The following is a 21,939-nucleotide window of genomic DNA, read 5'->3' on the forward strand; positions in this document are numbered from 1 at the left end:
CTTTAACGTCATTTGTTTTTAAAACAAGAAGATATATGGATAAACAGGCGTTCCCACTGCTAGTTTTACTCTCAGACGCACCTTGAGTGCGCGGTTCAATAAGAGAGAACATGATGAAACGAGCCGTGAACGCCCTACAAAATTTCGGAAAATCATTATACGGACCGGTACTTATCCTGCCGATTGTCGGTCTGTTTATTGCCTTTGGAAACGTGCTGGGTAACGGTGGTCTTGCTGGCTACCTGCCGTTCCTAGGCCATCCACTGATCCAGAGCATCGGCCAGCTGATTTCAAAATCCGCCGTCTCGGTGCTGGTTAACCTCGCGCTGGTGTTCGCCGTGGGGATCCCCATCGGCCTTGCGACGCGTGACAAAGGTTACGCGGCGCTGATTGGTCTGGTCACCTTTGTGGTGTTTATCAACGCCATGAACGTCACGCTGCAGCTGCAGGGCGCGCTGGCGCCAGCGGAGCAGATGAAAGCCGCCGGACAGAGCATGGTGCTGGGCGTACAGGTGCTGGAGATGGGGGTGTTCGCCGGGATCCTCACCGGTGCGCTGTCGGGATACCTGTATAACAAATACTCCGGGGTGCAGTTTAACGGCGCCATGGCGATCTACTCCGGCCACTGCTTTGTCGCCATCATTATGCTGCCGGTCTCGATGTTACTGGGGGTGGTGATGAGCGAGCTGTGGCCGTTTGCCCAGCACGGGATCAGCACGATGGCCTTAGCCATTAAAGGTTCCGGACCGTTTGGGGTGGCGATTTACGGCTTCCTTGAGCGCATCCTGGTGCCGACCGGCCTGCACCATCTGGTCTATACCCCCTTCCTCTATACCGAACTGGGCGGTACCCAGGAGGTCTGCGGCGCTACCTACCAGGGCGCGCGTAATATCTACTTCGCCGAGATGGCCTGCCCGGACGTGAAACAGCTCAGCAGCACCGTGGTCTGGGATGCTCGCGGTATCAGCAAGATGTTTGGCCTGCCTGCCGCCGCGCTGGCGATGTATGTCACCGCGAAACCGGAGCGTAAAGCCGCAGCGAAAGCGATTCTGATCCCGGCGGCGCTCACTTCGTTGCTGGTAGGCGTTACCGAACCCATCGAGTTCTCCTTCCTGTTTGTCGCCCCGCTGCTGTTTGTAGTGCATGCGGTGCTGACCGGGATCGGCATGATGCTCTTCTCCCTGTTCGGCGTTCACGCCATCGGCGCCAACGGCATCATCGATTTCATTCTCTATAACCTGCCGCTGGGCACTGAGAAATCCAACTGGCCGATGTACATCGTGGTCGGGCTGATCATGTTCACCGTCTACTTCCTTGTCTTCCGCTTCCTGATCCTGCATTTCCGCATGAAAACGCCGGGACGCGAAGAAGAGGATCAGGAGACCCGTCTGTACAGCAAGCAGGAGTATCAGGCGAAAGGCAGCAATGATGGTCTGGGCGAGGCGATTGTGGTCGGCCTCGGCGGACGTGAAAACATCGAGGTGGTGGACAACTGCTACACCCGCCTGCGCGTCACGGTGAAAGATGTCGCCGTCATCGACGAGCCGCGGCTCAAGGCGACGGGCGCGAAAGGCATTATCAAACAAGGTAACAACGTTCAGGTGGTCTACGGGCTGCATGTCAAAAAAATGCGAGAAGCGGTCGAGACGGTTCTCTGAAGGAGATAAACATGATTACACCCCCATTCATTCTCTCTATCGCCGGTGGCGGCAGCACCTATACGCCCGGGATTGTGAAAAGCCTGATGGTGCAGCTGGACAAATTCCCGCTGGCGGAAATTCGCCTCTACGACATCGATGAAGCGCGGCAGAATACCATCGCGCCGGTGGTGGAGAAGGTGATTCGCGATCACAGTCAGAGCATCAAATTTACCGTCACCAGCGACCCAGAAGTGGCCTTCAGCGGCGCCCATTTTGTCTTCGCCCAGATGCGCGTGGGTCAGTACAAAATGCGCGAGCAGGATGAGAAGATCCCGCTGCGTCACGGCGTGGTCGGCCAGGAGACCTGCGGCCCGGGCGGGCTGGCGTATGGCTTACGCACGATCCTGCCGATGGTTGAACTGATCGACATGGTCGAGCGCTATGCGCATGAAAAAGCGTGGATCGTTAACTACTCCAACCCGGCGGCCATCGTTGCGGAAGGGGTGCGCCGCCTGCGACCTGACGCCCGGGTGCTGAACATCTGCGATATGCCGGTCGCGGCGATGCGCAATATGGGGGCCATTCTGGGCGTGGACCGCCACAAGCTGGAGGTGGATTACTTCGGTCTGAACCACTTCGGCTGGTTTACCCGTGTGCTGGTGGATGGCGAGGACAAACTGCCGGAGCTGCGTCGCCATGTCGCCAGATTTGGCCTGCTGACGGAAGATGCGGCTAAAACCGACCCGCAGCACTCCGATCCGTCCTGGGTGAAAACCTGGCGCAACATCAAGCCGATCATGGATAACTTCCCGGAGTATCTGCCGAACCCCTATCTGCAGTACTACCTGATGCCAAACCAGATCGTGGAGCACCAGAACCCGGACTATACCCGCGCCAACGAAGTGATAAACGGTCGCGAGAAAAAGCTGTTTGCGGCTGCGGAAGAGTATAAACAGACCGGGATCCTGCCGGATGCGTTCCACGTGGGGGTACACGGCGAGTTTATCGTCGATGTGGCCCGCTCGCTGGCGTTTAACCTGCGTCAGCGCCATCTGGTGATGGTGGAAAACCGCGGAGCGATTACTAACCTGCCGTATGACGCCATGGTTGAAGTACCGGCCTATATCACAAGTGAAGGGCCAGAGCCGATCCGCATCGGCCAGGTACCGCTGTTCCACCAGACCCTGCTGCAACAACAGCTGGCCTCGGAGCAGCTGCTGGTAGAGGCCACCATCGAAGGCAGCTACGAGAAAGCGTTGCAGGCGTTCACCCTGAACCGCACCGTGCCGACCATGGAGCATGCCAAAGCCATTCTGGACGAGATGATCGAAGTTAACCGTGAATACTGGCCTGCATTGCAGAAAGCGTGGCAGGACGGAGAAGCGGTGAAAAAATAAGGGCTTGCTCGCGAGTTGAACGTGGTTCCCTTGTCGGTGTCAGAAAAAACACCGACAATCCATTATTGGATTCATTTATGGAGGCAACCATGTCCACCTCATATTTTGTCGCAGCCGACTGGCTGATTGAGCACAGTGACGATCCTGAAGTCCAGATCCTCGACGCGCGCATGGCGCCGCCAGGGCAGGAGCATCGTGACATTCCCGCGGAATACCGCGCCGGGCATCTGCCGGGGGCGGTATTTTTTGATATCGAAGCCCTCTCCGATCACACCTCTCCCCTGCCGCACATGATGCCGCGTCCGGAAGCCTTTGCGGTAGCCATGCGCGAGCTGGGCGTCAGCCACGACAAGCATCTGGTGATTTATGATGAAGGGAATCTCTTCTCCGCCCCACGGGCGTGGTGGATGCTGAAAACCTTCGGCGTGGAAAAGGTGTCGATCCTGGCGGGCGGTCTTGCGGGCTGGCAGCGGGCGGATCTCCCGCTCCAGCAGGGCGATGTCTCCCTGCCGGACAGCGACTTTGAAGCCACCTTCGACGCCGGGGCGATCAAGCGCGTCACCGACGTGCTGCTGGCCAGCCACGAACAGACCTCGCAGATTGTCGATGCCCGCCCTGCCCCACGCTTTAACGCCGAGGCCGACGAGCCGCGCCCTGGCCTTAAGCGCGGCCATATCCCTGGCGCACGTAACGTGCCGTGGGGCGATCTGGTGTTTGAAGGCGAGCTGAAAACCACCGATGAGCTACGTGAGATTTTTGCCCGTCAGGGTGTGGATCTGCATCAGCCAGTCGTCGCCAGCTGCGGCTCGGGCGTCACCGCCTGTGTGGTGATCCTGGCGCTGGCGACCCTCGGCAAAACCGACGTGACGCTCTACGACGGGGCGTGGAGTGAATGGGGTGCCCGGGACGATCTGCCGGTTGAGCCGGCGCAATAATGGATAATCGCCTGGCGACATTGTTATCGCGCGGGGAGACCCTGACCCGCGCGGAATATCGCGTGCTGGCCCATCTGACCGAGCATCCACTGCTGGTGGGCCAGATCACGGTGCGGGAGCTGGCGCAGGCGACCTTTGTCTCGACCGCCACCATTATGCGCCTCTGCCGCAAGCTGGGGTTTAGCGGCTTTAGTGAGTTCATCTGGCATTGCAAGCAGCTGTTGAGCGACACGCCGCACATTGCCGCCGAAAGCCGTCAGCCTGCGGAGCTGCCCGCGCTTTTCAATCAGTTTATCGCCAACTATCAGCAGACCTTTCAGTGGGCGACGGCGCAAAAGCGCCGCCATTTTGCCGAACTGCTGCGGGAAAAAGAGAGCTTCTTTCTCTACGGGGCGGGCTTTTCCTATCTTTTTGCCGAGTACCTGACCAAAAAATTGCAGGTGCTGGGCAAGACGGCCTTTATCTCCGGGCCGGGCGACAGCCGTAATATCTTTCTCAGCAACGCCTCGCGCTATCAGGTCTTCATCGCGGTCTCGCGCAGTGGGGAAACGGAACAGGTGCTGGATAAAGCGCGCATTGCGCAGAACGTGGGGATGACGGTGGTGGCTTTTACCCGCGCGTCGGCGAATAGCCTGGCGGGGATGGCGGATCTGCATTTTGCTTTGTACGACGAAGCGGTGCATTTCGCCGCCGAAACCGCAGGGGTAACGTCGTTTGAGTCGAACCTGGTGCTGCTGATGGATTTGCTGCTGCTGGAAGCAACGGGGTGAGAACCCACCCCGTACGGGCTCAGATAATACGGTTGTTTTTGAAATCGCGCAGGAAGCCACCCCAGCGGCGCTCATAGAATGGCGTGATGTGCTCGGTGATAAAGTGGCTGATGCCCTTCTCCCCCGCCACTACCCGGCAAATATCGATCGGCTCGTCGCCCGGCAGGGTGTCGGTCGCCACGCTGCCCGCGGCCTGAATGATGTCGTCGATCTCGCCATCCGCCTCGATACCAATCAGCAGTACCGGCTGTTCGTCAGCCTGCTCTTTGATGGAGCAGAGAAACGCGCGCTTGACCGGCTTGATGGTCTGGAAAAGGGTGGTCAGGGAGTCGATCATCTGCGCCGGTGGCTCGGCCACTTCCGACAGCAGCAGCGACTCGCCGCCCTCCAGCACCTCCTGGGTGCTAAGCGGGTTGCCCTCTTCGCCAATCAGATGGCTGATTTCACGCGGGGTGAACTCTTTTCCGGTCGGCAGTTTGGCGTTCAGAAACAGGGTTTCGCCCAGCGTCATCTCAAACAGGGTGCGCACCGGCATCACCACGAACGCCTGCTCATCTTCAACGGCTTGCTGTAAGGCCTCAAGGGAGGAGAAGAACGGGATCACCGAGGTGCCGTCGTCTTTTTCCCAGTGCAGCAGATCCAGGGCGCTGTCCTCAACAACCTGCTCGCCTTCCGCCGCCGTACCGGGCACCCAGACGGTGGATTCCAGCAGCGTGCGGAAGAATGCCGGACGATGGGCAGGCTCGGTGGCCGCTTTCTCCAGCAGGGTTTCTAATTCGTTTTTGGTTTCTGACATAATTTGGCTACTTCACAATTGCCCGGCGGCGCTACGCTTGCACGGGCCTACGGGTTTCCCAGGCCGGGTAAGCGTAGTGCCACCCGGCGAAAAAGATTACTCAGCCGTCAGCAGGTTGGCGATGGTACGCACGCCCAGACCGGTCGCGCCCGCGGACCACTGTTCAACCGCCGCTTTACGGTAGGTCGCGGAGCAGTCGATGTGCAGCCAGCCTTCGCGATAGTTCTCGACAAAGTGCGACAGGAAACCGGCGGCGGTGCTTGCCCCTGCCGGATAGGCCGCGCTGGCGGTGTTGTTCAGCTCGGCAAAGTTCGACGGCAGCTGGCTGCGGTGGAACTCGGCCAGCGGCAGACGCCAGAACGGCTCGTTCTCGGCGGCGGCGCTCGCCAGCAGGCGGTTGGCCAGCTTGTCGTCGAAGCTGAACAGCGCGTGGTAGTCGTTGCCCAGCGCGGTTTTCGCCGCCCCGGTCAGGGTCGCCATGTCGATAATCAGCTCTGGTTTTTGCGCCGAGGCATCGATCAGCCCATCCGCCAGCACCAGACGGCCTTCGGCGTCGGTGTTCATCACTTCGACGTTTTTGCCGTTGCGGTAGCGAATGATATCGCCGAGCTTGAAGGCGTTACCGCTGACCATGTTGTCGGCGCAGCAAAGGTAGAGCTTCACGCGTTTGTTCAGGCCGCGGGTGATGGCGAACGCCAGCGCACCGGTGATGGTCGCCGCGCCGCCCATGTCCGACTTCATAGAGTCCATGAACGCGCTCTGCTTCAGGCTGTAGCCGCCGGTATCAAAGGTAATGCCCTTCCCGACCAGGCAGGCGAATACCGGGGCCGCTTTATCGCCGGTTGGGTTGTAGTCCAGCGCCAGCAGCACCGGCGGGCGCTCAGAGCCGCGACCCACGGTGTGGATGCCCATATAGTTCTGCTCGCGCAGATCTTCGCCTTTGGTGATGCGGTAAGAGACGTTGTCGCCCGCCACCTTGCTCAGCAGATCAACGGCGCGCTGCGCCAGCTGCTCCGGACCCAGCTCTTCCGCCGGGGCGTTGATGGTGTCGCGCACCCAGTCGATAATGGTCAGACGGCTTTCCAGCTCGCTCTTGCCAGCTTCATCCAGGTTAGCCCACTCAATTTTACGGCTGCCTTTTGGCCCTTTATAGCCTGCCCAGAAGGCCCAGCTACGATCGGTGTCCCAGCCTTCGCCGTCGAGTAACACATGTTTAATGCCCAGGCCGTCAATTTTACGCGCCGCGCGCTGGATCAGGCCTAAATCGTCGCTGCCGTTCAGGTGCAGGGTAATACCGTCGTTGTTGATGCTGTAAGTGGCTTTTTCACCCCAGCGCGCATCGGCAGGCTGAGTAGAGAGCGTAATCTTCATCGCTTCGGTCATTTTATTTTTCCTTATGAGCAACAAGCAAACGGGCCGCCTGAAGGCAGCCCGTTACGTTTTTATTCTGCTTCGTCCAGCCAGACTAACAGAATCGCCTCCAGAATTTTTTCATTGGATGCGTTGGGATCGTCGTCAAACTCTTCCAGATCGCAAATCCACTGATGCATATCGGTGAAGCGTACGGTCTTCGGATCAAGATCCGGGTTGGCGTCGTACAGCGCCTCGCCGATTTCACGGCTGTCTGTCCACTTCAGTCCCATATTAATGCTCGCGTGCGTGGTTAAGCGTATAACGCGGAAGTTCGACCACCAGATCTTCATCGGTGACGCGCGCCTGACAGCTCAGGCGGCTTTCCGGCTCCAGACCCCATGCTTTATCGAGCATGTCGTCTTCATCTTCTGTGCTCTCCGCCAGGGAGTCAAACCCCTCGCGGACGATGCAGTGGCAGGTTGTGCAGGCACAGGATTTTTCACAGGCGTGTTCCACTTCAATACCGTTACGCAGGGCAACGTTAAGGATGGTTTCGCCGGTCTCAGCTTCCAGAACTGCGCCATCCGGACAGAGGTCCGCATGTGGCAGAAAAACAATCTTTGGCATATTAAACCTCGTCCACGGAGTGGCCTTTCAGCGCGGTACGGACAGACTGGTCCATACGACGAGCGGCAAACTCCTGGGTTTGTTTATCAACGTTTTTAATCGCTTGTTCTATGGCGCCAGCGTCATTGCCTTCGGCCACCGCAATCAACTGTGCGACGGCATCGTCAATGGCCTGACGTTCAGCGGCGCTTAGCAGCGCGGCATCAGCAGTGAGTGCGCTGTTCAGGCTTTCCAGCACGCGTGCGGCTTCGACTTTCTGTTCGGCCAGCATACGCGCCTTCACATCCTGCTCAGCAAAACTCATTGAGTCCTGAATCATGGTGGCGATCTCATTATCGGTCAGACCGTAGGACGGTTTCACCTGAATGGAGGATTCGACACCGGTCGATTTTTCCATCGCCGTGACGCTCAGCAGGCCATCCGCATCCACCTGGAAGGTGACGCGGATATGCGCCCCGCCTGCAGGCAGCGCCGGAATGCCGCGCAGGGCGAAACGCGCCAGCGAACGGCAGTCCTGAACCAGCTCGCGCTCGCCCTGCAGCACGTGGATCGACATTGCAGTCTGGCCATCTTTAAAGGTGGTGAACTCCTGCGCGCGGGCTACCGGAATGGTGGTGTTACGCGGGATCACTTTCTCCACCAGGCCGCCCATGGTTTCTAACCCGAGGGAGAGCGGGATGACGTCCAGCAGCAGCATTTCGCTGTCCGGCTTGTTGCCGACCAGAATATCGGCCTGGATAGCGGCGCCGATGGCGACCACTTTATCCGGATCGATAGAGGTTAATGGCGTGCGGCCAAAGAACTCGCCCACGCGCTCACGCACCAGCGGCACACGGGTTGAACCGCCAACCATCACCACTTCCAGCACCTCTTCGGCTTCCACGCCCGCATCTTTCAGCGCACGGCGGCAGGCCAGCAGGGTGCGTTTCACCAGCGGGGCAATCAGTTCATTGAACTGCTCGCGGCTGACGTCGCCTTTCCAGCCCGCCACCTCAACGGTCACGGAGGAGGCATCGCTGAGGGCGATTTTAGCGGCAATGGCCGCATCCAGCAGCTCGCGCTGGACGCGCAGGTCGCTGCGGTCGGCAATCCCCGCCTGCTCGCGGATGTGATCCGCCAGCAGATGGTCGAAGTCGTCACCGCCGAGGGCAGAGTCGCCGCCGGTCGCCAGCACTTCAAACACCCCGCGGCTCAGGCGCAGAATGGAGATATCAAAAGTCCCGCCGCCGAGATCGAATACCGCGATCACCCCTTCCTGGCCGGAGTCCAGACCATAGGCAATGGCGGCTGCGGTCGGCTCGTTGAGCAGGCGCAGCACATGCAGGCCCGCCAGACGCGCGGCATCTTTGGTGCCCTGACGCTGGGCGTCATCGAAATAGGCCGGAACGGTGATCACCACGCCATCCAGCTCGCCTGAAAGGGTCGCGGTGGCGCGGGCGGCCAGCGCCTTGAGGATATCGGCAGAGACACGGATCGGGTTCAGTAACCCTGCGGCAGTGGCGATCATCGGCAGGCCATTTTCACTTGCCTGCAGCTGATACGGCAGATGGGGATAACGGTTCTGGATATCCGCCAGCGAGCGGCCCATCATGCGTTTTACCGAGCTGATAGTATTGGCAGGATCCTGCGCGGCATTGGCGCGGGCATCGAAGCCCACGCTGTGGCCCTGAGGCTGATAGTGGACCACAGAAGGCAACAGATGTTGACCCTGCGCATCCGCCAGCGTCTCAGCCTGGCCGCTGCGCACGGTCGCCACCAGCGAGTTTGTGGTGCCTAAGTCGATGCCCACCGCCAGACGACGCTGGTGCGGTGCGGCACTTAAACCTGGCTCACTAATTTGTAATAAGGCCATAATCGCTTCCGAAATTAAAAATCGAGCAGCTTTTCTTCGAGTTGTTCAGCACTGCTTCGCAGTTTATCGAGAAAACGCAGCTTGCGAACGCTGTCCGCTGCCACGTCCCACGTCTCGTTATTCAATTGGTCAACCATCTGCTGATGGCGGGTATCGAACATCCCTTTTACGCGCTTGATAAAGCGCTCCAGACGGGCTTCATCTTTGGCCTGTTCAATCTCATCCAGCTCTTCACGCAGCTCCAGCTGTTCCATCAGGAACGCGGTATCGCGGACGGTGTGTTGCTCACTGGAGAGATCAAACCCGTGACGCGAAAGCAGATATTCTGCCCGGCTCAGCGGATTGCGCAGGGTTTGCCACGCCTGATTGATGGTCGCAGAGTGCTGCACCGCCGCCAGTTGTTCCGCCTGCGTGCCGCTGGCGAATTTATCCGGGTGATACTGACGTTGCAGATCCTGGAAACGGGCCGCCAGCGCCTGAGTATCAATTTCATACCCGGCTGGTAACCCAAAGAGGGTAAAGTAATCCATAACAATCTCAGGGTTAGCTGATTAAAGCAAACCCCACACACAGCCTGGCTGCGGTGGGGTTAACAGGTGATGCGCAATTATACGTGGAAGCTTTCGCCGCAGCCGCACTCGTCTTTCACGTTCGGGTTGGTGAATTTAAACCCTTCGTTAAGACCTTCTTTAACAAAGTCCAGCTGAGTGCCGTTCAGGAACTGCAGGCTTTTACCATCGACCACCACCTTCACGCCTTTGTCTTCGAACACGGTATCTTCCGCCGCAGGTTCGTCAACAAATTCCAGTACATACGCCATACCGGAACAACCGGAGGTGCGCACACCCAGTCGCAGGCCAAAGCCTTTGCCACGGTTTGCCAGGAAGGCGCTTACTCGCGCGGCAGCGCTGTCGCTAAGGGTAATCGACATAACAACCTCAACTAATTATTTTGCTTCACGTTTGCTTTTGTAATCCGCAATTGCGGCTTTGATCGCATCTTCCGCCAGGATAGAGCAGTGAATTTTCACCGGCGGCAGTTCGAGTTCGTCAGCAATATCGGTATTTTTAATCGCCTGCGCTTCGTCCAGAGACTTGCCCTTCACCCACTCGGTGACCAGGGAGCTGGACGCGATCGCGGAACCGCAACCGTAGGTCTTGAAGCGCGCGTCTTCAATGATACCTTCATTGTTGACTTTAATCTGCAACTTCATCACGTCGCCACACGCTGGTGCACCCACCATGCCGCTGCCCACGCTATCGTCGCTGTTGTCGAAGGAGCCCACGTTACGTGGATTCTCGTAATGATCGATAACTTTTTCGCTGTATGCCATGCTGAATTCTCCTTACAAACCGATTAGTGATGTGACCATTCAATGCTGTTCAGATCCACGCCTTCTTTGTACATTTCCCACAGTGGAGAAAGGTCACGCAGACGGCCAATGGAGTTGCGAACCAGTTGGATGGTGTAGTCAATCTCTTCATCGGTAGTAAAACGACCTAAAGAGAAGCGGATAGAGCTGTGTGCCAGTTCATCGGTCATGCCCAGCGCACGCAGTACGTAGGACGGCTCCAGGCTTGCGGAAGTACACGCAGAACCGGAAGAGACGGCCAGGTCTTTCAGGGCCATGATCAGCGACTCGCCTTCAACATAGTTGAAGCTGACGTTGAGGATGTTCGGTGCGCCCTGCTCGAGATCGCCGTTCAGGTAGACCTCTTCCATATCCTTCACGCCTTCCCACAGACGGTTACGCAGCGTACGCAGGCGCGCCATCTCGGTTTCCATCTCTTCTTTGGCGATACGGTAAGCTTCACCCATGCCCACGATCTGGTGAACAGGCAGCGTACCGGAACGCATGCCGCGCTCGTGACCACCGCCGTGCATCTGGGATTCGATGCGGATACGTGGCTTACGACGCACGTACAGCGCGCCGATACCTTTCGGGCCATAGATTTTGTGGCCGGAGAAGGACATCAGATCCACTTTCAGCTGGCTCAGATCGATAGGCAGTTTGCCCACGCTCTGGGTCGCATCCACGTGATAGATAATGCCGCGCGCACGGCACAGCTCGCCGATTGTCGCGATATCCTGCACCACGCCGATTTCGTTGTTAACGTGCATGATGGAGACCAGAATGGTGTCGTCACGCATTGCCGCTTCGAGCTCTTTCAGGTCGATGATACCGTTGCGCTGCGGAGCGAGGTAGGTTACTTCAAACCCTTCACGCTCCAGCTGACGGCAGGTATCCAGCACGGCTTTGTGTTCAGTTTTGCTGGTGATGATGTGCTTGCCTTTTTTCTGGTAGAAATTAGCCGCACCTTTAATCGCCAGGTTATCGGATTCGGTTGCGCCAGAGGTGAAAACAATTTCACGCGGGTCGGCACCAACCAGCTCGGCAATCTGATTACGGGCGATATCTACCGCCTCTTCAGCATGCCAGCCAAAACGGTGTGAACGGGAAGCTGGGTTACCAAAGTTTCCGTCCAGGGTCAGACACTGCATCATTTTCTCGGCAACACGCGGGTCCACCGGCGTGGTTGCGGAGTAGTCGAGATAAATCGGTAATTTCATTGCTCTATAAACTCCGTACATCGCTTCAATGCAAGGAATCAGGCAACCGGCTGGATGTACGACCGAGTACGCGGGGCGTTACGCCCCGGCCTGATTCTGAAATACTTATCTTTTTATTACGCGCGTAATTTGACGTCGATAGCGTCCTGCGCGCGGGTATTACGATGGGAATCGTGGCTGTGTTGACGGCCTGATACGTCCAGAACTTCCTGGTTATTGACCAGCTCACCGAGGGTGATATTGTTCAGGAAACCGGTCAGACGGTCGCTCAGATCGCGCCACAGCGCGTGCGTCAGGCATTTGTCGCCGCCCTGACAGCCGCCTTTACCCTGGCAACGGGTCGCGTCGACGGATTCGTCAACTGCGCTAATCACTTCACCAACCGCAATACTGCCCGCGTCTTTACCTAACAGATAACCACCGCCAGGACCGCGAACGCTGGAAACCAGGCCATTTTTACGCAGTCGGGAAAAAAGCTGTTCCAGATAAGAGAGGGAGATTCCCTGACGTTCAGAAATATCAGCCAATGGAACCGGGCCCGCTTCGGAGTTGAGCGCAACGTCCAGCATCGCGGTCACGGCATAACGCCCTTTAGATGTCAGTCTCATGTCTTACTTAACCTCAAACTCGCCCCTGCCCGGGGTTTTTTATTGTAAAGTGGGGGTATTGCATAGCAGGGCCAAGTCTGACATTCCTGACTAAAATGGTCAACTATTTACTTGACTGATTTAGTCAGGTATTTAACCTTCTGTGCGTTCATCTGTTTTTGCCGGGTGGCGCTTCGCTTACCCGGCCTACAGGTCCGTAGGCCCGTGCAAGCGCAGCGCCGCCGGGCATGAGCCCTACTCTTTATTCTTCTGCTCAATCGACGCCAGAATACCGCGCAGGATGTTCAGCTCCTGGCTCTCCGGACGGGCGCGAGTAAAGAGGCGGCGCAGACGGTTCATCACCTGACCCGGATGACCGGCGCGGATAAAGCCGGTAGCGAGCAGGGTCTGCTCCAGATGGCCGTAGAAGCGCTCCAGATCGTCCACCAGCGGATAAGGCGTCTCTTCCTGCGCGGCCGGAACACCTTTTTCCTGGGTTGCCAGCCAGGCCATACGCACCTCATAGGCGATAACCTGCACAGCCATCGCCAGGTTCAGCGAGCTGTACTCCGGGTTGGCGGCAATGGCGACGTGATAGTGGCACTTCTGCAGCTCATCGTTGGTCAGCCCCACGCGCTCGCGACCAAACACCAGCGCCACCGGCGCATGCTGGCCTTCGCTGATGCTTTTCAGCCCGCATTCACGCGGGTCGAGCATCGGCCACGGCAGGGTTCGGGAACGCGCGCTGGTGCCCACCACAAGGCTACAACCCGCTAAGGCTTCATCCAGGGTGTCGACGATCTGGGCATTGCCAATCACGTCGCTGGCGCCTGCCGCGAGGGCAATGGCCTGAGAGTCGGGTTTGACCAGCGGGTTAACCAGCCAGAGATTGGTTAAGCCCATGGTTTTCATAGCGCGGGCCACGGAGCCCATGTTGCCGGTATGCGATGTTTCGACCAGCACGATTCGGATATTTTGCAGCATAATTTTTCTGAGTATGGAGAATATTCGATGATGTTATCATAAACGGAAGACATATGCCGATCCCGCTGCTATACTCTGCGCCGTTTTCGTTTCCCCGTTCTTTAACATCCAGTGAGAGTAACCGATGCAACATCCAATGTTGACCATCGCCGTGCGCGCAGCGCGCAAGGCGGGTAATGTAATTGCCAAACACTACGAAACACCTGATTCCGTAGAAACCAGCCAGAAAGGCAGCAATGACTTTGTGACCAACGTTGATAAAGCAGCAGAAGCTGTAATTATCGACACCATTCGCAAATCTTACCCGCAGCACACCATCATCACCGAAGAAAGCGGTGAGCATGCAGGCGAGGATCAGGATGTTCAATGGGTTATCGATCCACTGGATGGCACCACCAACTTCGTTAAACGTCTCCCACACTTCGCTGTTTCTATCGCCGTACGCATCAAAGGCCGTACCGAAGTGGCCGTGGTTTACGATCCAATGCGTAACGAACTCTTCACCGCTACCCGCGGTCAGGGCGCACAGCTGAACGGCTACCGTCTGCGCGGCACCAACGCTCGCGACCTCGACGGCACCATCCTGGCGACCGGCTTCCCGTTCAAAGCCAAACAGCACGCCCCTGCCTACATGAAAATTCTGGGCAAACTGTTCACCGAGTGCGCCGACTTCCGCCGCACCGGCTCCGCTGCGCTGGATCTGGCCTACGTTGCCGCTGGCCGCGTTGATGGTTACTTCGAGATTGGCCTCAAGCCGTGGGACTTCGCCGCTGGCGAACTGATCGCGCGTGAAGCGGGCGCGCTGGTGTGCGATTTCACCGGTGGCCACAACTACATGCTGTCCGGCAACATCGTTGCGGGTAACCCACGCGTTGTGAAAGCGATGCTGGCGAACATGCGTGACGAACTGAGCGAAGCGCTGAAGCGTTAATCTCAGCGGGCGGGTGAAGATCCTTCCCCCGCCTCTTTTCCTGCCCTGCCCCGCCCTCAGGCCATTAACGATTACTTCAGCAGTGACAGCAGAATATGAATGAAGGTATTGGTGACCATCACCAGCACCACCATGCCGTTAAACAGCGCAAAATACCGCCACCCTTTTTGACACCGCACCTCCCCCAGCCACTGATGCAGCAAACAGGCGATACCGTCCGTCGCCAGTCTGGCTAACAGCACGCCAATCATGACGGGCACAAACAATAGCCATCCTGTCAGGATCAAATCATACTCCCGCGCGCCCAGCAGTAGCCATACGATCTGTGACGGCATATAGAAGCTCAGCGCGAAAATAAGCGGCAGGCGAATATTGCTGCGGGGACTTGCAGCGCTTTTCCGCCAGCACAGGGCATCGCGCACCAGTAACACGCCCAGTACCAGCGTGGCGAAATAGCAGACGTAGTTGAACGCTGCGCCAAAGCGCAGCAATGCCTCGTGGGAGAGATTCTGCGTAAATCCGATGCGCCAGAAAACAATGACAAAAAACCCGCACTGCAGGATCCAGCTGCGCACTATCCAGTCAAAAAATTGCCTGGCCGAAGGCTGGTTATGCAGCATCCAGGCGACGAGTGGTTTTTTGCTGTAGCCGGGATGCAGAAACGCCAGCACAAAACCGGCCACCAGCAGCTTGCCGTACATCGCGAGCGGAAGCGTGTCGATGCTGGTTTGCCCCATACCGATAAGAAAATAGAAAATGGAATAGATGCGGGGAAGATCTTCAGGCCACCAGCTTGCCAGTTCGGGCCAGAAGAAGACGATAACCAGGCCGAGCAGCAGGCCGGACCCGGCGGCGAACCAGAGATAGCGCGTTGAAACAGTAACATTATGATCGGTCATCGTGACTCCTTGTCATGACCCCAAAGCAAAGCTGCAAACTAAAACATCCCTGTCGAAGCGACAATCATGTCCCGCCATTTTGGGATTTTTGCCCGGCAGGGACGACTAAAACGGCCTTAGCCCCCTTCCCACCGGCACCGCGCTCAGCCACATGATGACCGCCGCCACCAGCAACACCACACCGCCCGCTAATGCCAGCGTCGTCCATCCGACCTGTCGCCACAGCACCGGCGTTTTATTGCCGCTGAGCCTGACCGCCAGATGACGAAAGCCGTGCACCAGCAGTGCCAGTGAAGAGATGGTTAACCCCGTTCCTGCCGCCATCGCCAGCGCCGAGGCCACACCCCAGCTGAATACGCCGATCACCTTACTGAACAGCAGCACCATAATGGCTCCGGAACAGGGCCGCATCCCCATCGACAGGATAATCATCAGCCGCGCCCGCCAGTCATCCGCGCCCTGCATCTGCCCCGGCGTAGGCAAATGTTGATGGCCGCAGCCGCAGTTTGCGTCATGAACGTGGTGCGGGGTAAAGGCTTTGAAGGTCGGTTTGCGCAGCAAGGCGCGTAGTTTTTTCAGCGCCCGCCAGCAGAGCATAATCCCCAGCACGCCCACCAGGGCGTAGCTGCCTTTCTCCAGCCAGAAGCTGCTCATATGCAGATCCCGCGCCGGGAGCCGCAGCAGCATTAATACCCCCACCACCAGGGCGATCGCCACGCCCCCCTGTAATAAGGAGGAGGCCAGGGTTAAGCCGATGCTCGATTTCAGTTTTGAAGGATGAGTGGCAAGCCAGGTGGTGATCACAATTTTGCCATGCCCCGGCCCCAGCGCGTGCAGCACGCCATAGAGGAAGCTGAAGATCAGCAGTGTTCCGCCTGCTGCCGTCGGGTTGTCGGCCACCGCTTTCAGCAAACCGCTCATCTGCTGGTTGACCTCCCGCTGCCAGAGAATGCTCTGACGCATCACCTGCGGCCACGCCTGCCATAACCACACGGCCCCCGCCGCCGCCACAACGAGGAACAGCGCCAGCGGCCAGAGATCCCACCCACGTCGCGCGCGCATTACTGACATTGTAAGGTCACCGTCTGGGCAAACTGTTTGCCGAGATTCATATCTTCCGGCGGGGCATCGTCTTTATCCAGCGAGCTGGCAAAGTTGAGCGTCTCATCGCTGGGCTCCGGGGTATCAATAGTAAGGGCGCATTGACTTTTCAGGCCGTCAGGCAGCGTCACGTCATTATCCTCGGCATAGCTCATGTCGACATAATAAGAGGGATCGAAGGTCGAGAAGGTGTACTTTTGTCTGGCCAGCGGCTGGGGCTCCGCCAGCGGCAGAATAAAGGTCAGCACCGCCTGGTGATCCACGCGGCTCATACCGTACTGAGTGGGGCGATTAAGAAATTTCACCTTTTCCCCGTTATGCCAGAACTCGGTAAAGTAGTGCTGGCCGAGCACGTTAGCCATGACCTCCGCCGCCAGTTTTTTCCAGATTTCATCCCCGGGCTTTGCGTTCCCGGCATCATAAAGCAGATCGGCGGATGTTAGCTCGTCCATCACCCAGCGCATTTTCAGGCCGGTTACCTGCTCATCCTTCACCATGATTTGCGTTTTCAGGGTGATAAAGCTGTGAGGGTGCGCGACGGCGGAAAAAGACAAAACCGCCAAAAAAAGCGCAGTTGCGCTGCGTTTAACTATTTGCATCTCATCCTCACGTCAAAAATTCTGTGATGTTCACCCGCATTCCTGAAGGAAAGCCCGGCATCCCGTGCTATGGCGTACATCCTTTAGCTATTCTTATCAAACACCCTAACTGGAACCCGACAGATGATGACGACTCTCGAAATGCCATCTGCACTTTCCAGTTCGCAGCGCCGTTGCCAGGTTCTGTTGATGCTCTATGTGCCAGGCTTTCGCGCCACTCTGCAAAGCATCGGTGAAATCAATGGCGTCGATGATGCCCTCTGCCGGCAGGATATCGACGAGATGCGCATGGAGATCCAGCGCTATCACCAGCTCGACATTGCGACACAGCATGATGGCTGCTACCTGCTGGAAGGTAGCCACCTTAATCAACGCTTATGCCTGCTGCACTGGTTGCGCCGGGCGTTACGCCTCTGCCCCCACTTCATCGCGCAGCAGTTTACCCCATCTCTGAAGATCGCGCTAAAGCAGCTCGGCATCGCCCGCACGTTATATGACGACACTAACCTGCAGGCGCTGGTCAATTTCTGTTCCCGCCGCCTGCAACGGCAGTTTGAATGCCGTGACGCGCAGTTTTTACAGCTCTACCTGCAATACTGCCTGCTCCAGCACCATCTGGGCCAGACGCCGCAGTTTACTGTGGTTCAGCGTAACTGGACCCAGTCGCGTAACGAATATCTGATGGCGCAGGAGATTGTACGCCACTGGCAGCGCCGCGTGGTGCAGGTTCCCCACGCGGATGAACAGCTGTTTCTGGCTCTGCTGTTTATGATGTTGCGTACCCCCGATCCGCTGCGCGATGCGCACCAGGAAGATGAGCGCCTGCGCCGCGCCATTACCCGGATGATCGACCGCTTCCGCGGGCAAACGGGAATGCATTTCAGTGACGAGCAGGGACTGACCGCTCAGCTCTATATCCACCTTGCCCAGGCGCTGGACCGCTCACTGTTTGGCATTGGCATCGACAACAGCCTGCCGGAGGAGATCCACCGCCTCTATCCGCGCCTGATGCGTACCACCCGGGAGGTGCTGTTTGAGCTGGAGTCCGAATTCGGCCTGCGTTTCTCCGAGGAGGAGGCGAGCCTGGTGGCGGTGATCTTTGGCGCCTGGCTGATGCAGGAGACCGATCTGCATGAAAAGCAGGTGGTGTTACTGACCGGTGAGGATAAAGCGTGCGAGGAGCTGATTGAACAGCAGCTCCGGGAACTGACCCTGCTGCCGCTGAACATTCGCTATGTGACGCTACAGTCTTTTCAGAAGGATGGGGCCCCGCGCGAAGCGGCCCTGGTGGTCACACCTTACACCACCGCCCTGCCGCTGTTCTCGCCGCCGCTCATCCATGCCGTCGAGGCGTTGAATGCGCAGCAGCAGGAACATATTCGCGCCATGCTGGAAACTTAGTGCGCTGCCACGCGCGGACGCAGGAGAACCGCGGGCAGCGCCACCAGCGCCATCACCCAGAAGACCCCGTGACCCAGATGCTGGTAAAGGAAACCGGCAAACACGGTCATGATGGCAATACTGCCCCCCATCGCCACGGCGGAGTAGACCGCCTGCAGGCGGATCACGTCGCTGCCTTCGCGCGCCGCGATATAGCGCATCGCCGCCAGGTGGCACACCGTAAAGGTGCCGCAGTGCAGGATCTGCGCCACAATCAGCCACGGCAGCGCCGTGGTCCAGCCCATCAGACCCCAGCGTACAATCCCGCAGAGAGCCGATAACAGCAGCAGGTCCCGGGCGCTAAAGCGGCGAAACAGTCTGTTGCTGAGGGCGAAGATAATCACTTCCGCCACCACCCCCAGCGACCAGAGATAGCCGACAGCGGAGGCTGAATACCCGGCTCCCTGCCAGTAGATAGCGCTGAAGCCATAGTAGGCGGCATGCGCCCCCTGCAGCAGACAGACGCAGGCCAGAAAACGCCAGCTCTGGGCGACAAGCGATCGCCAGGCGGGCCAGCCTGCGCTCTCCTGCTGACGGCTCTCCCCCTGCGGCATCACCGACGGGCGTAACAGCATACCGAGCAGCATCGACAGGATCCCCACGCTCAGCAGCGCCAGAATCGCGCGGTAGTCGTAGAGGCTCACCAGTTTGCCCACCAGCGCCGAGCCAATCACAAAGGCAATCGAGCCCCACAGCCGCACCCTGCCATAGTCCATGGTGATCTGCTTTTGCCAGGTATTGGCGAGAGCGTCGGTCAGCGGAACCAGCGGCGAGAAGAAGAGGTTAAAGCCCACCATCACCACCATCAGCCAGGCAAACTGCTGGCTTACCCAGAAGCCGGCCATAAACACCAGGGTGAGCAGCGCCAGCACGCGTACGGCTTTGATTAACAGGGAGGGATCGCTGACGCGCGGCGCAATAAGCAGGCTACCGAGAAAACGGGCCACCAGGCCCGAGCCCAGCAGAAGGCCAATCATCTCCGGCGTAAGGCCAATCCCCTTGAGCCAGACGCTCCAGAAAGGCAGAAAAATACCGTAGCTAAAAAAGTAGGTGAAGTAGCTGAGCGCCAGCCAGCGTGTGGAATGCAAAACCATGAATCCCTCCCGTTTTGGAGGCGATAGTCTGGCGGCAAAAACGGGCTGGCGCAAGGGAGTATTAACCGCGGTTTAACAGTTTCAGAGCGCCTTTTCGACGGCGATTTCCATCGCAAAATGGCTGCTTTCTCCCCGGCCTAACGCCACCAGGCCAGGCTGCCCGGCCATATGGTGGGCATTGACCGGATGGCTCTGGGGCTCAAGGCATAAGAACGATTGCCCCGACATTCTGAACAGCATCAGCCACGGAGTTTGCGCTGTAATTGTGATATTCATCACATCATGTTCCAGCGTCGCCACCCCGTTCCAGCCGGAATAGCCGACGTTCAGCCAGCGATCGCCGCCATGGCGTGGCGTGCTGAAATCGATATCCGCCGGGATATCGCTCTGCCAGACTTGCGGTAAATGGTGTTCACCTTCTGGCCAGTAGCCGCTGGCGGAGAAGCGCAGGCGGCTTTGCGCATCAAAACAGAACCACGGGTGAAAGCCCAGGCCGTACAGCATTGGCGCCTGACCAAGATGGGTGAGCGTCAGCTCCGCCCGCATAACGTTCCCGCGCAGCTGGTAGCACAACCCGGCCTGATAATCAAAACCGCACTGATGCTGGCTGCGCAAGGTGAGGACGCACGCCGTGTCGGAATGCGAAGCTATCTGCCAGCGCGACTGCCAGCCGTCACCGTGCAGGAAGAAGCGCTCATCAACCGGACTTTGCGGCAGCACCACCTCCCGCCCCTGAAACCGGAAGCGATTCCCCGCCACCCGGTTTGCCAGCGGCACCATCGGAAACAGCGCACTGTCGCCGCCGTCCCATAACACCGGCTGCCCGCAGGTCAGGGAAAAGAGTTCCTGTAACCCGCCGCCCTGCGGGTTGACGCGCATCCGTAGATGCGCGTTTTCAATCAACAACGTTTCCATTAGTGCACGCGCTCAGCATGATTTGCGGAGGCAACCTTGCCGTGCTGTTTTTCCAGCTGTGCCTCAAGCGCCTCCAGCGTCACGCCTTTGGTCTCCGGCACTTTACGCAGAATGTAGAGATAGCCCGCCGCGCAAATCACACCGTAGAGCAGGAAGCTCCCCGCCGCACCCAGCCCGGCATTGAGCAGTGGGAAGGTGTAGGTTAACAGGAAGCAGGCGATCCACAGCGCCAGCGTGCCCACGGACATCGCCAGGCCGCGCACGCGGTTGGGGAAGATCTCCGACAGCAGCACCCAGGTGACCGGTGCCAGCGTCACGGCGTAGATGGCAATCGCCGCCAGCACCAGCAGCAGCACCGGCCAGCCCATGATGTTCATGGCGTAGGCGCTGGCAATCAGCACGTAGATAATGGTTAAGCCTGAGGCGCCGAGCAGCATCAGCTTGCGGCGGCCAATCTTATCCACCAGCGGCAGCGCGGCGAGGGTAAAGACCAGATTAATGATGCCGGTCGCCACGATCGATTTCAGGGTGTCGTTGATATCAAACCCGGCGGAGGCGAAGATCTCCTGGGCATAGTTGAAGATCACGTTGATCCCGCACCACTGCTGGAACATCGCCAGCACGATGCCGATGATAACAATCGGTTTGACCTGCGGTTGCAGGAGCGTGGAGAACGCCACCTTCTGGGTGTCTTTCTCCAGGGTGTGGGCGATCTCTTTTAAGGTCTGACTGGCGTACGCCGGGGTGCCAATACGCTCTAACATGGCGCGCGCACGTTCCGGCTTGCCCGCCTTCATTAGCCAGCGCGGCGATTCTGGGACAAAGAACATCAGGATCAGGAACGCCAGGGCCGGCACCAGCTCAGCGCCAAACATCCAGCGCCAGCCGGTCTGCCCGTTCCAGGTCTGAACGATGGCCTCCTGGGTGGCGCCTGGCGCTACCGGCTCGGCAATCATCAGGTTGATCAGCTGCGCCGCCAGCACCCCCACCACAATGGTCAGCTGGTTAATGGCCACGAAGCGACCGCGCTTTTCCGCCGGGCTGACTTCAGCGATATAGAGCGGGCTAAGGGCGGAGGCCAGGCCAATCCCGACCCCGCCGACGATGCGATAGACTACGAACATGTCAAAGCTGCTCGCCACCGCCGTGCCCCACGCCGAGGCGCTGAACAGCACCGCCGAGAGGATAAGCGGACGCTTGCGGCCAAATTTATCGGCACACCAGCCGGAGATCAACGCCCCGAAGATACAGCCCACCAGGGCGGAACTCATCGCCCAGCCGGACTGCGCCGGGTCGGTAATCGAGAACCAGGCTTCATAGAAGGGCTTGGCCCCGCCAATCACCACCCAGTCGTAGCCAAACAGGAGGCCGCCGCAGGCGGCGACCAGACAGATAGTCCAGACGTAGCCCATTTTCAGTTGTGTCTGCGCACTATTATTCATGTTGAT

The 21,939-nt window shown here is 58.4% G+C and carries 23 protein-coding genes; 6 read left to right on the plus strand and 17 right to left on the minus strand.

The window, feature by feature from the left end:
* Positions 1 to 113 precede the first annotated feature (113 nt).
* From C3406_RS20125 to C3406_RS20140, 4 genes are all read left to right on the plus strand, one after another.
* Complete coding sequence (locus C3406_RS20125; protein ID WP_103824624.1) at positions 114 to 1,658, plus strand: PTS transporter subunit EIIC; 1,545 nt, start codon at positions 114 to 116, stop codon at positions 1,656 to 1,658.
* Positions 1,659 to 1,669: 11 nt separating this feature from the next.
* Positions 1,670 to 3,037 carry a 6-phospho-alpha-glucosidase gene (locus C3406_RS20130; protein ID WP_103824623.1) on the plus strand — a complete coding sequence of 456 codons (1,368 nt, stop codon included), beginning with the start codon at positions 1,670 to 1,672 and terminating at the stop codon, positions 3,035 to 3,037.
* 89 nt (positions 3,038 to 3,126) lie between these two features.
* Positions 3,127 to 3,972, plus strand: coding sequence for a 3-mercaptopyruvate sulfurtransferase (gene sseA, locus C3406_RS20135; RefSeq protein WP_103824622.1), 846 nt, complete (start codon positions 3,127 to 3,129; stop codon positions 3,970 to 3,972).
* Positions 3,972 to 4,742 carry a MurR/RpiR family transcriptional regulator gene (locus C3406_RS20140; RefSeq protein ID WP_103824621.1) on the plus strand — a complete coding sequence of 257 codons (771 nt, stop codon included), beginning with the start codon at positions 3,972 to 3,974 and terminating at the stop codon, positions 4,740 to 4,742. Before sseA ends, C3406_RS20140 begins: the two co-directional genes overlap by 1 nt.
* 19 nt (positions 4,743 to 4,761) lie before the next feature.
* Here C3406_RS20140 and sseB read toward each other — a convergent pair whose 3' ends face one another.
* The 11 genes from sseB to trmJ all read right to left on the minus strand — a co-directional run bounded on the left by sseB (position 4,762) and on the right by trmJ (position 13,512).
* Positions 4,762 to 5,538 (minus strand): enhanced serine sensitivity protein SseB, encoded by a 777-nt coding sequence (sseB, locus tag C3406_RS20145; RefSeq protein ID WP_103824620.1) that lies wholly within the window; start codon positions 5,536 to 5,538, stop codon positions 4,762 to 4,764.
* Between the two features lie 96 nt (positions 5,539 to 5,634).
* Entirely contained in the window at positions 5,635 to 6,921 is a 1,287-nt protein-coding gene (gene pepB, locus C3406_RS20150; RefSeq protein ID WP_103824619.1) for an aminopeptidase PepB, read from the minus strand.
* 59 nt (positions 6,922 to 6,980) lie between these two features.
* Entirely contained in the window at positions 6,981 to 7,181 is a 201-nt protein-coding gene (gene iscX / locus C3406_RS20155) for a Fe-S cluster assembly protein IscX (RefSeq protein WP_032613119.1), read from the minus strand.
* A gap of 1 nt (position 7,182) precedes the next feature.
* Complete coding sequence (gene fdx, locus C3406_RS20160; RefSeq protein ID WP_039029728.1) at positions 7,183 to 7,518, minus strand: ISC system 2Fe-2S type ferredoxin; 336 nt, start codon at positions 7,516 to 7,518, stop codon at positions 7,183 to 7,185.
* Position 7,519: 1 nt separating this feature from the next.
* A complete protein-coding gene (hscA, locus tag C3406_RS20165) occupies positions 7,520 to 9,370 on the minus strand; it encodes a Fe-S protein assembly chaperone HscA (protein WP_103824618.1) in 1,851 nt (616 codons plus the stop codon).
* Positions 9,371 to 9,384: 14 nt separating this feature from the next.
* Complete coding sequence (gene hscB, locus C3406_RS20170) at positions 9,385 to 9,900, minus strand: co-chaperone HscB (RefSeq protein ID WP_039029730.1); 516 nt, start codon at positions 9,898 to 9,900, stop codon at positions 9,385 to 9,387.
* A 77-nt stretch (positions 9,901 to 9,977) separates the two neighbouring features.
* Positions 9,978 to 10,301, minus strand: a complete 324-nt coding sequence (gene iscA / locus C3406_RS20175; RefSeq protein ID WP_103180721.1) for an iron-sulfur cluster assembly protein IscA — start codon at positions 10,299 to 10,301, stop codon at positions 9,978 to 9,980.
* A 15-nt stretch (positions 10,302 to 10,316) separates the two neighbouring features.
* Entirely contained in the window at positions 10,317 to 10,703 is a 387-nt protein-coding gene (gene iscU / locus C3406_RS20180; protein WP_004866383.1) for a Fe-S cluster assembly scaffold IscU, read from the minus strand.
* Between the two features lie 23 nt (positions 10,704 to 10,726).
* Positions 10,727 to 11,941, minus strand: a complete 1,215-nt coding sequence (gene iscS / locus C3406_RS20185) for a cysteine desulfurase (RefSeq protein WP_103180722.1) — start codon at positions 11,939 to 11,941, stop codon at positions 10,727 to 10,729.
* Between the two features lie 116 nt (positions 11,942 to 12,057).
* On the minus strand, positions 12,058 to 12,549 hold the full coding sequence (iscR, locus tag C3406_RS20190; protein ID WP_103180723.1) for a Fe-S cluster assembly transcriptional regulator IscR: 492 nt from the start codon (positions 12,547 to 12,549) through the stop codon (positions 12,058 to 12,060).
* Between the two features lie 234 nt (positions 12,550 to 12,783).
* Complete coding sequence (trmJ, locus tag C3406_RS20195; protein ID WP_103824617.1) at positions 12,784 to 13,512, minus strand: tRNA (cytosine(32)/uridine(32)-2'-O)-methyltransferase TrmJ; 729 nt, start codon at positions 13,510 to 13,512, stop codon at positions 12,784 to 12,786.
* A 124-nt stretch (positions 13,513 to 13,636) separates the two neighbouring features.
* Between trmJ and suhB the strand changes: the two genes are divergently transcribed.
* Positions 13,637 to 14,443 (plus strand): inositol-1-monophosphatase, encoded by an 807-nt coding sequence (gene suhB / locus C3406_RS20205; protein WP_103824616.1) that lies wholly within the window; start codon positions 13,637 to 13,639, stop codon positions 14,441 to 14,443.
* Between the two features lie 71 nt (positions 14,444 to 14,514).
* On the opposite strand, the gene C3406_RS20210 is transcribed toward suhB, so the two are convergent.
* From C3406_RS20210 to C3406_RS20220, 3 genes are all read right to left on the minus strand, one after another.
* Positions 14,515 to 15,342: a hypothetical protein gene (locus C3406_RS20210; protein ID WP_103824615.1), complete on the minus strand. Its 828-nt coding sequence runs from the start codon at positions 15,340 to 15,342 to the stop codon at positions 14,515 to 14,517.
* A gap of 105 nt (positions 15,343 to 15,447) precedes the next feature.
* Positions 15,448 to 16,413: a nickel/cobalt transporter gene (locus tag C3406_RS20215; RefSeq protein ID WP_103824614.1), complete on the minus strand. Its 966-nt coding sequence runs from the start codon at positions 16,411 to 16,413 to the stop codon at positions 15,448 to 15,450.
* Positions 16,404 to 17,042, minus strand: coding sequence for a DUF1007 family protein (locus C3406_RS20220; protein WP_103824613.1), 639 nt, complete (start codon positions 17,040 to 17,042; stop codon positions 16,404 to 16,406). Before C3406_RS20220 ends, C3406_RS20215 begins: the two co-directional genes overlap by 10 nt.
* Before the next feature lie 123 nt (positions 17,043 to 17,165).
* On the opposite strand from C3406_RS20220, the gene csiE reads away from it, so the two are divergent.
* The gene (csiE, locus tag C3406_RS20225; protein WP_103824612.1) at positions 17,166 to 18,443 is read left to right on the plus strand and encodes a stationary phase inducible protein CsiE; all 1,278 of its coding nucleotides are present in this window, start codon (positions 17,166 to 17,168) and stop codon (positions 18,441 to 18,443) included.
* Here the strand turns inward: csiE and C3406_RS20230 are convergent.
* From C3406_RS20230 to C3406_RS20240, 3 genes are all read right to left on the minus strand, one after another.
* Positions 18,440 to 19,576 (minus strand): 3-phenylpropionate MFS transporter, encoded by a 1,137-nt coding sequence (locus tag C3406_RS20230; protein ID WP_103824611.1) that lies wholly within the window; start codon positions 19,574 to 19,576, stop codon positions 18,440 to 18,442. The genes csiE and C3406_RS20230 overlap by 4 nt on opposite strands.
* 81 nt (positions 19,577 to 19,657) lie before the next feature.
* Positions 19,658 to 20,491, minus strand: coding sequence for an aldose 1-epimerase (locus C3406_RS20235; protein WP_103824610.1), 834 nt, complete (start codon positions 20,489 to 20,491; stop codon positions 19,658 to 19,660).
* The gene (locus C3406_RS20240; RefSeq protein ID WP_103824609.1) at positions 20,491 to 21,933 is read right to left on the minus strand and encodes a sugar porter family MFS transporter; all 1,443 of its coding nucleotides are present in this window, start codon (positions 21,931 to 21,933) and stop codon (positions 20,491 to 20,493) included. The genes C3406_RS20235 and C3406_RS20240 overlap by 1 nt, the downstream gene beginning before the upstream one ends.
* Positions 21,934 to 21,939: the final 6 nt, after the last annotated feature.

It is taken from the genome of Leclercia sp. LSNIH8, from assembly GCF_002920195.1.
Lineage (GTDB): Bacteria > Pseudomonadota > Gammaproteobacteria > Enterobacterales > Enterobacteriaceae > Enterobacter.

What these genes read in the sequence shown, in the direction of transcription:
- C3406_RS20125 (WP_103824624.1), top strand. Translation starts at nt 114, where the DNA reads ATGAAACGAGCCGTGAACGCCCTACAAAATTTCGGAAAATCATTATAC.
- C3406_RS20130 (WP_103824623.1), top strand. Translation starts at nt 1,670, where the DNA reads ATGATTACACCCCCATTCATTCTCTCTATCGCCGGTGGCGGCAGCACC.
- sseA (WP_103824622.1), top strand. Translation starts at nt 3,127, where the DNA reads ATGTCCACCTCATATTTTGTCGCAGCCGACTGGCTGATTGAGCACAGT.
- C3406_RS20140 (WP_103824621.1), top strand. Translation starts at nt 3,972, where the DNA reads ATGGATAATCGCCTGGCGACATTGTTATCGCGCGGGGAGACCCTGACC.
- sseB (WP_103824620.1), bottom strand. Translation starts at nt 5,538, where the DNA reads ATGTCAGAAACCAAAAACGAATTAGAAACCCTGCTGGAGAAAGCGGCC.
- pepB (WP_103824619.1), bottom strand. Translation starts at nt 6,921, where the DNA reads ATGACCGAAGCGATGAAGATTACGCTCTCTACTCAGCCTGCCGATGCG.
- iscX (WP_032613119.1), bottom strand. Translation starts at nt 7,181, where the DNA reads ATGGGACTGAAGTGGACAGACAGCCGTGAAATCGGCGAGGCGCTGTAC.
- fdx (WP_039029728.1), bottom strand. Translation starts at nt 7,518, where the DNA reads ATGCCAAAGATTGTTTTTCTGCCACATGCGGACCTCTGTCCGGATGGC.
- hscA (WP_103824618.1), bottom strand. Translation starts at nt 9,370, where the DNA reads ATGGCCTTATTACAAATTAGTGAGCCAGGTTTAAGTGCCGCACCGCAC.
- hscB (WP_039029730.1), bottom strand. Translation starts at nt 9,900, where the DNA reads ATGGATTACTTTACCCTCTTTGGGTTACCAGCCGGGTATGAAATTGAT.
- iscA (WP_103180721.1), bottom strand. Translation starts at nt 10,301, where the DNA reads ATGTCGATTACCCTTAGCGACAGCGCTGCCGCGCGAGTAAGCGCCTTC.
- iscU (WP_004866383.1), bottom strand. Translation starts at nt 10,703, where the DNA reads ATGGCATACAGCGAAAAAGTTATCGATCATTACGAGAATCCACGTAAC.
- iscS (WP_103180722.1), bottom strand. Translation starts at nt 11,941, where the DNA reads ATGAAATTACCGATTTATCTCGACTACTCCGCAACCACGCCGGTGGAC.
- iscR (WP_103180723.1), bottom strand. Translation starts at nt 12,549, where the DNA reads ATGAGACTGACATCTAAAGGGCGTTATGCCGTGACCGCGATGCTGGAC.
- trmJ (WP_103824617.1), bottom strand. Translation starts at nt 13,512, where the DNA reads ATGCTGCAAAATATCCGAATCGTGCTGGTCGAAACATCGCATACCGGC.
- suhB (WP_103824616.1), top strand. Translation starts at nt 13,637, where the DNA reads ATGCAACATCCAATGTTGACCATCGCCGTGCGCGCAGCGCGCAAGGCG.
- C3406_RS20210 (WP_103824615.1), bottom strand. Translation starts at nt 15,342, where the DNA reads ATGACCGATCATAATGTTACTGTTTCAACGCGCTATCTCTGGTTCGCC.
- C3406_RS20215 (WP_103824614.1), bottom strand. Translation starts at nt 16,413, where the DNA reads ATGTCAGTAATGCGCGCGCGACGTGGGTGGGATCTCTGGCCGCTGGCG.
- C3406_RS20220 (WP_103824613.1), bottom strand. Translation starts at nt 17,042, where the DNA reads ATGCAAATAGTTAAACGCAGCGCAACTGCGCTTTTTTTGGCGGTTTTG.
- csiE (WP_103824612.1), top strand. Translation starts at nt 17,166, where the DNA reads ATGATGACGACTCTCGAAATGCCATCTGCACTTTCCAGTTCGCAGCGC.
- C3406_RS20230 (WP_103824611.1), bottom strand. Translation starts at nt 19,576, where the DNA reads ATGGTTTTGCATTCCACACGCTGGCTGGCGCTCAGCTACTTCACCTAC.
- C3406_RS20235 (WP_103824610.1), bottom strand. Translation starts at nt 20,491, where the DNA reads ATGGAAACGTTGTTGATTGAAAACGCGCATCTACGGATGCGCGTCAAC.
- C3406_RS20240 (WP_103824609.1), bottom strand. Translation starts at nt 21,933, where the DNA reads ATGAATAATAGTGCGCAGACACAACTGAAAATGGGCTACGTCTGGACT.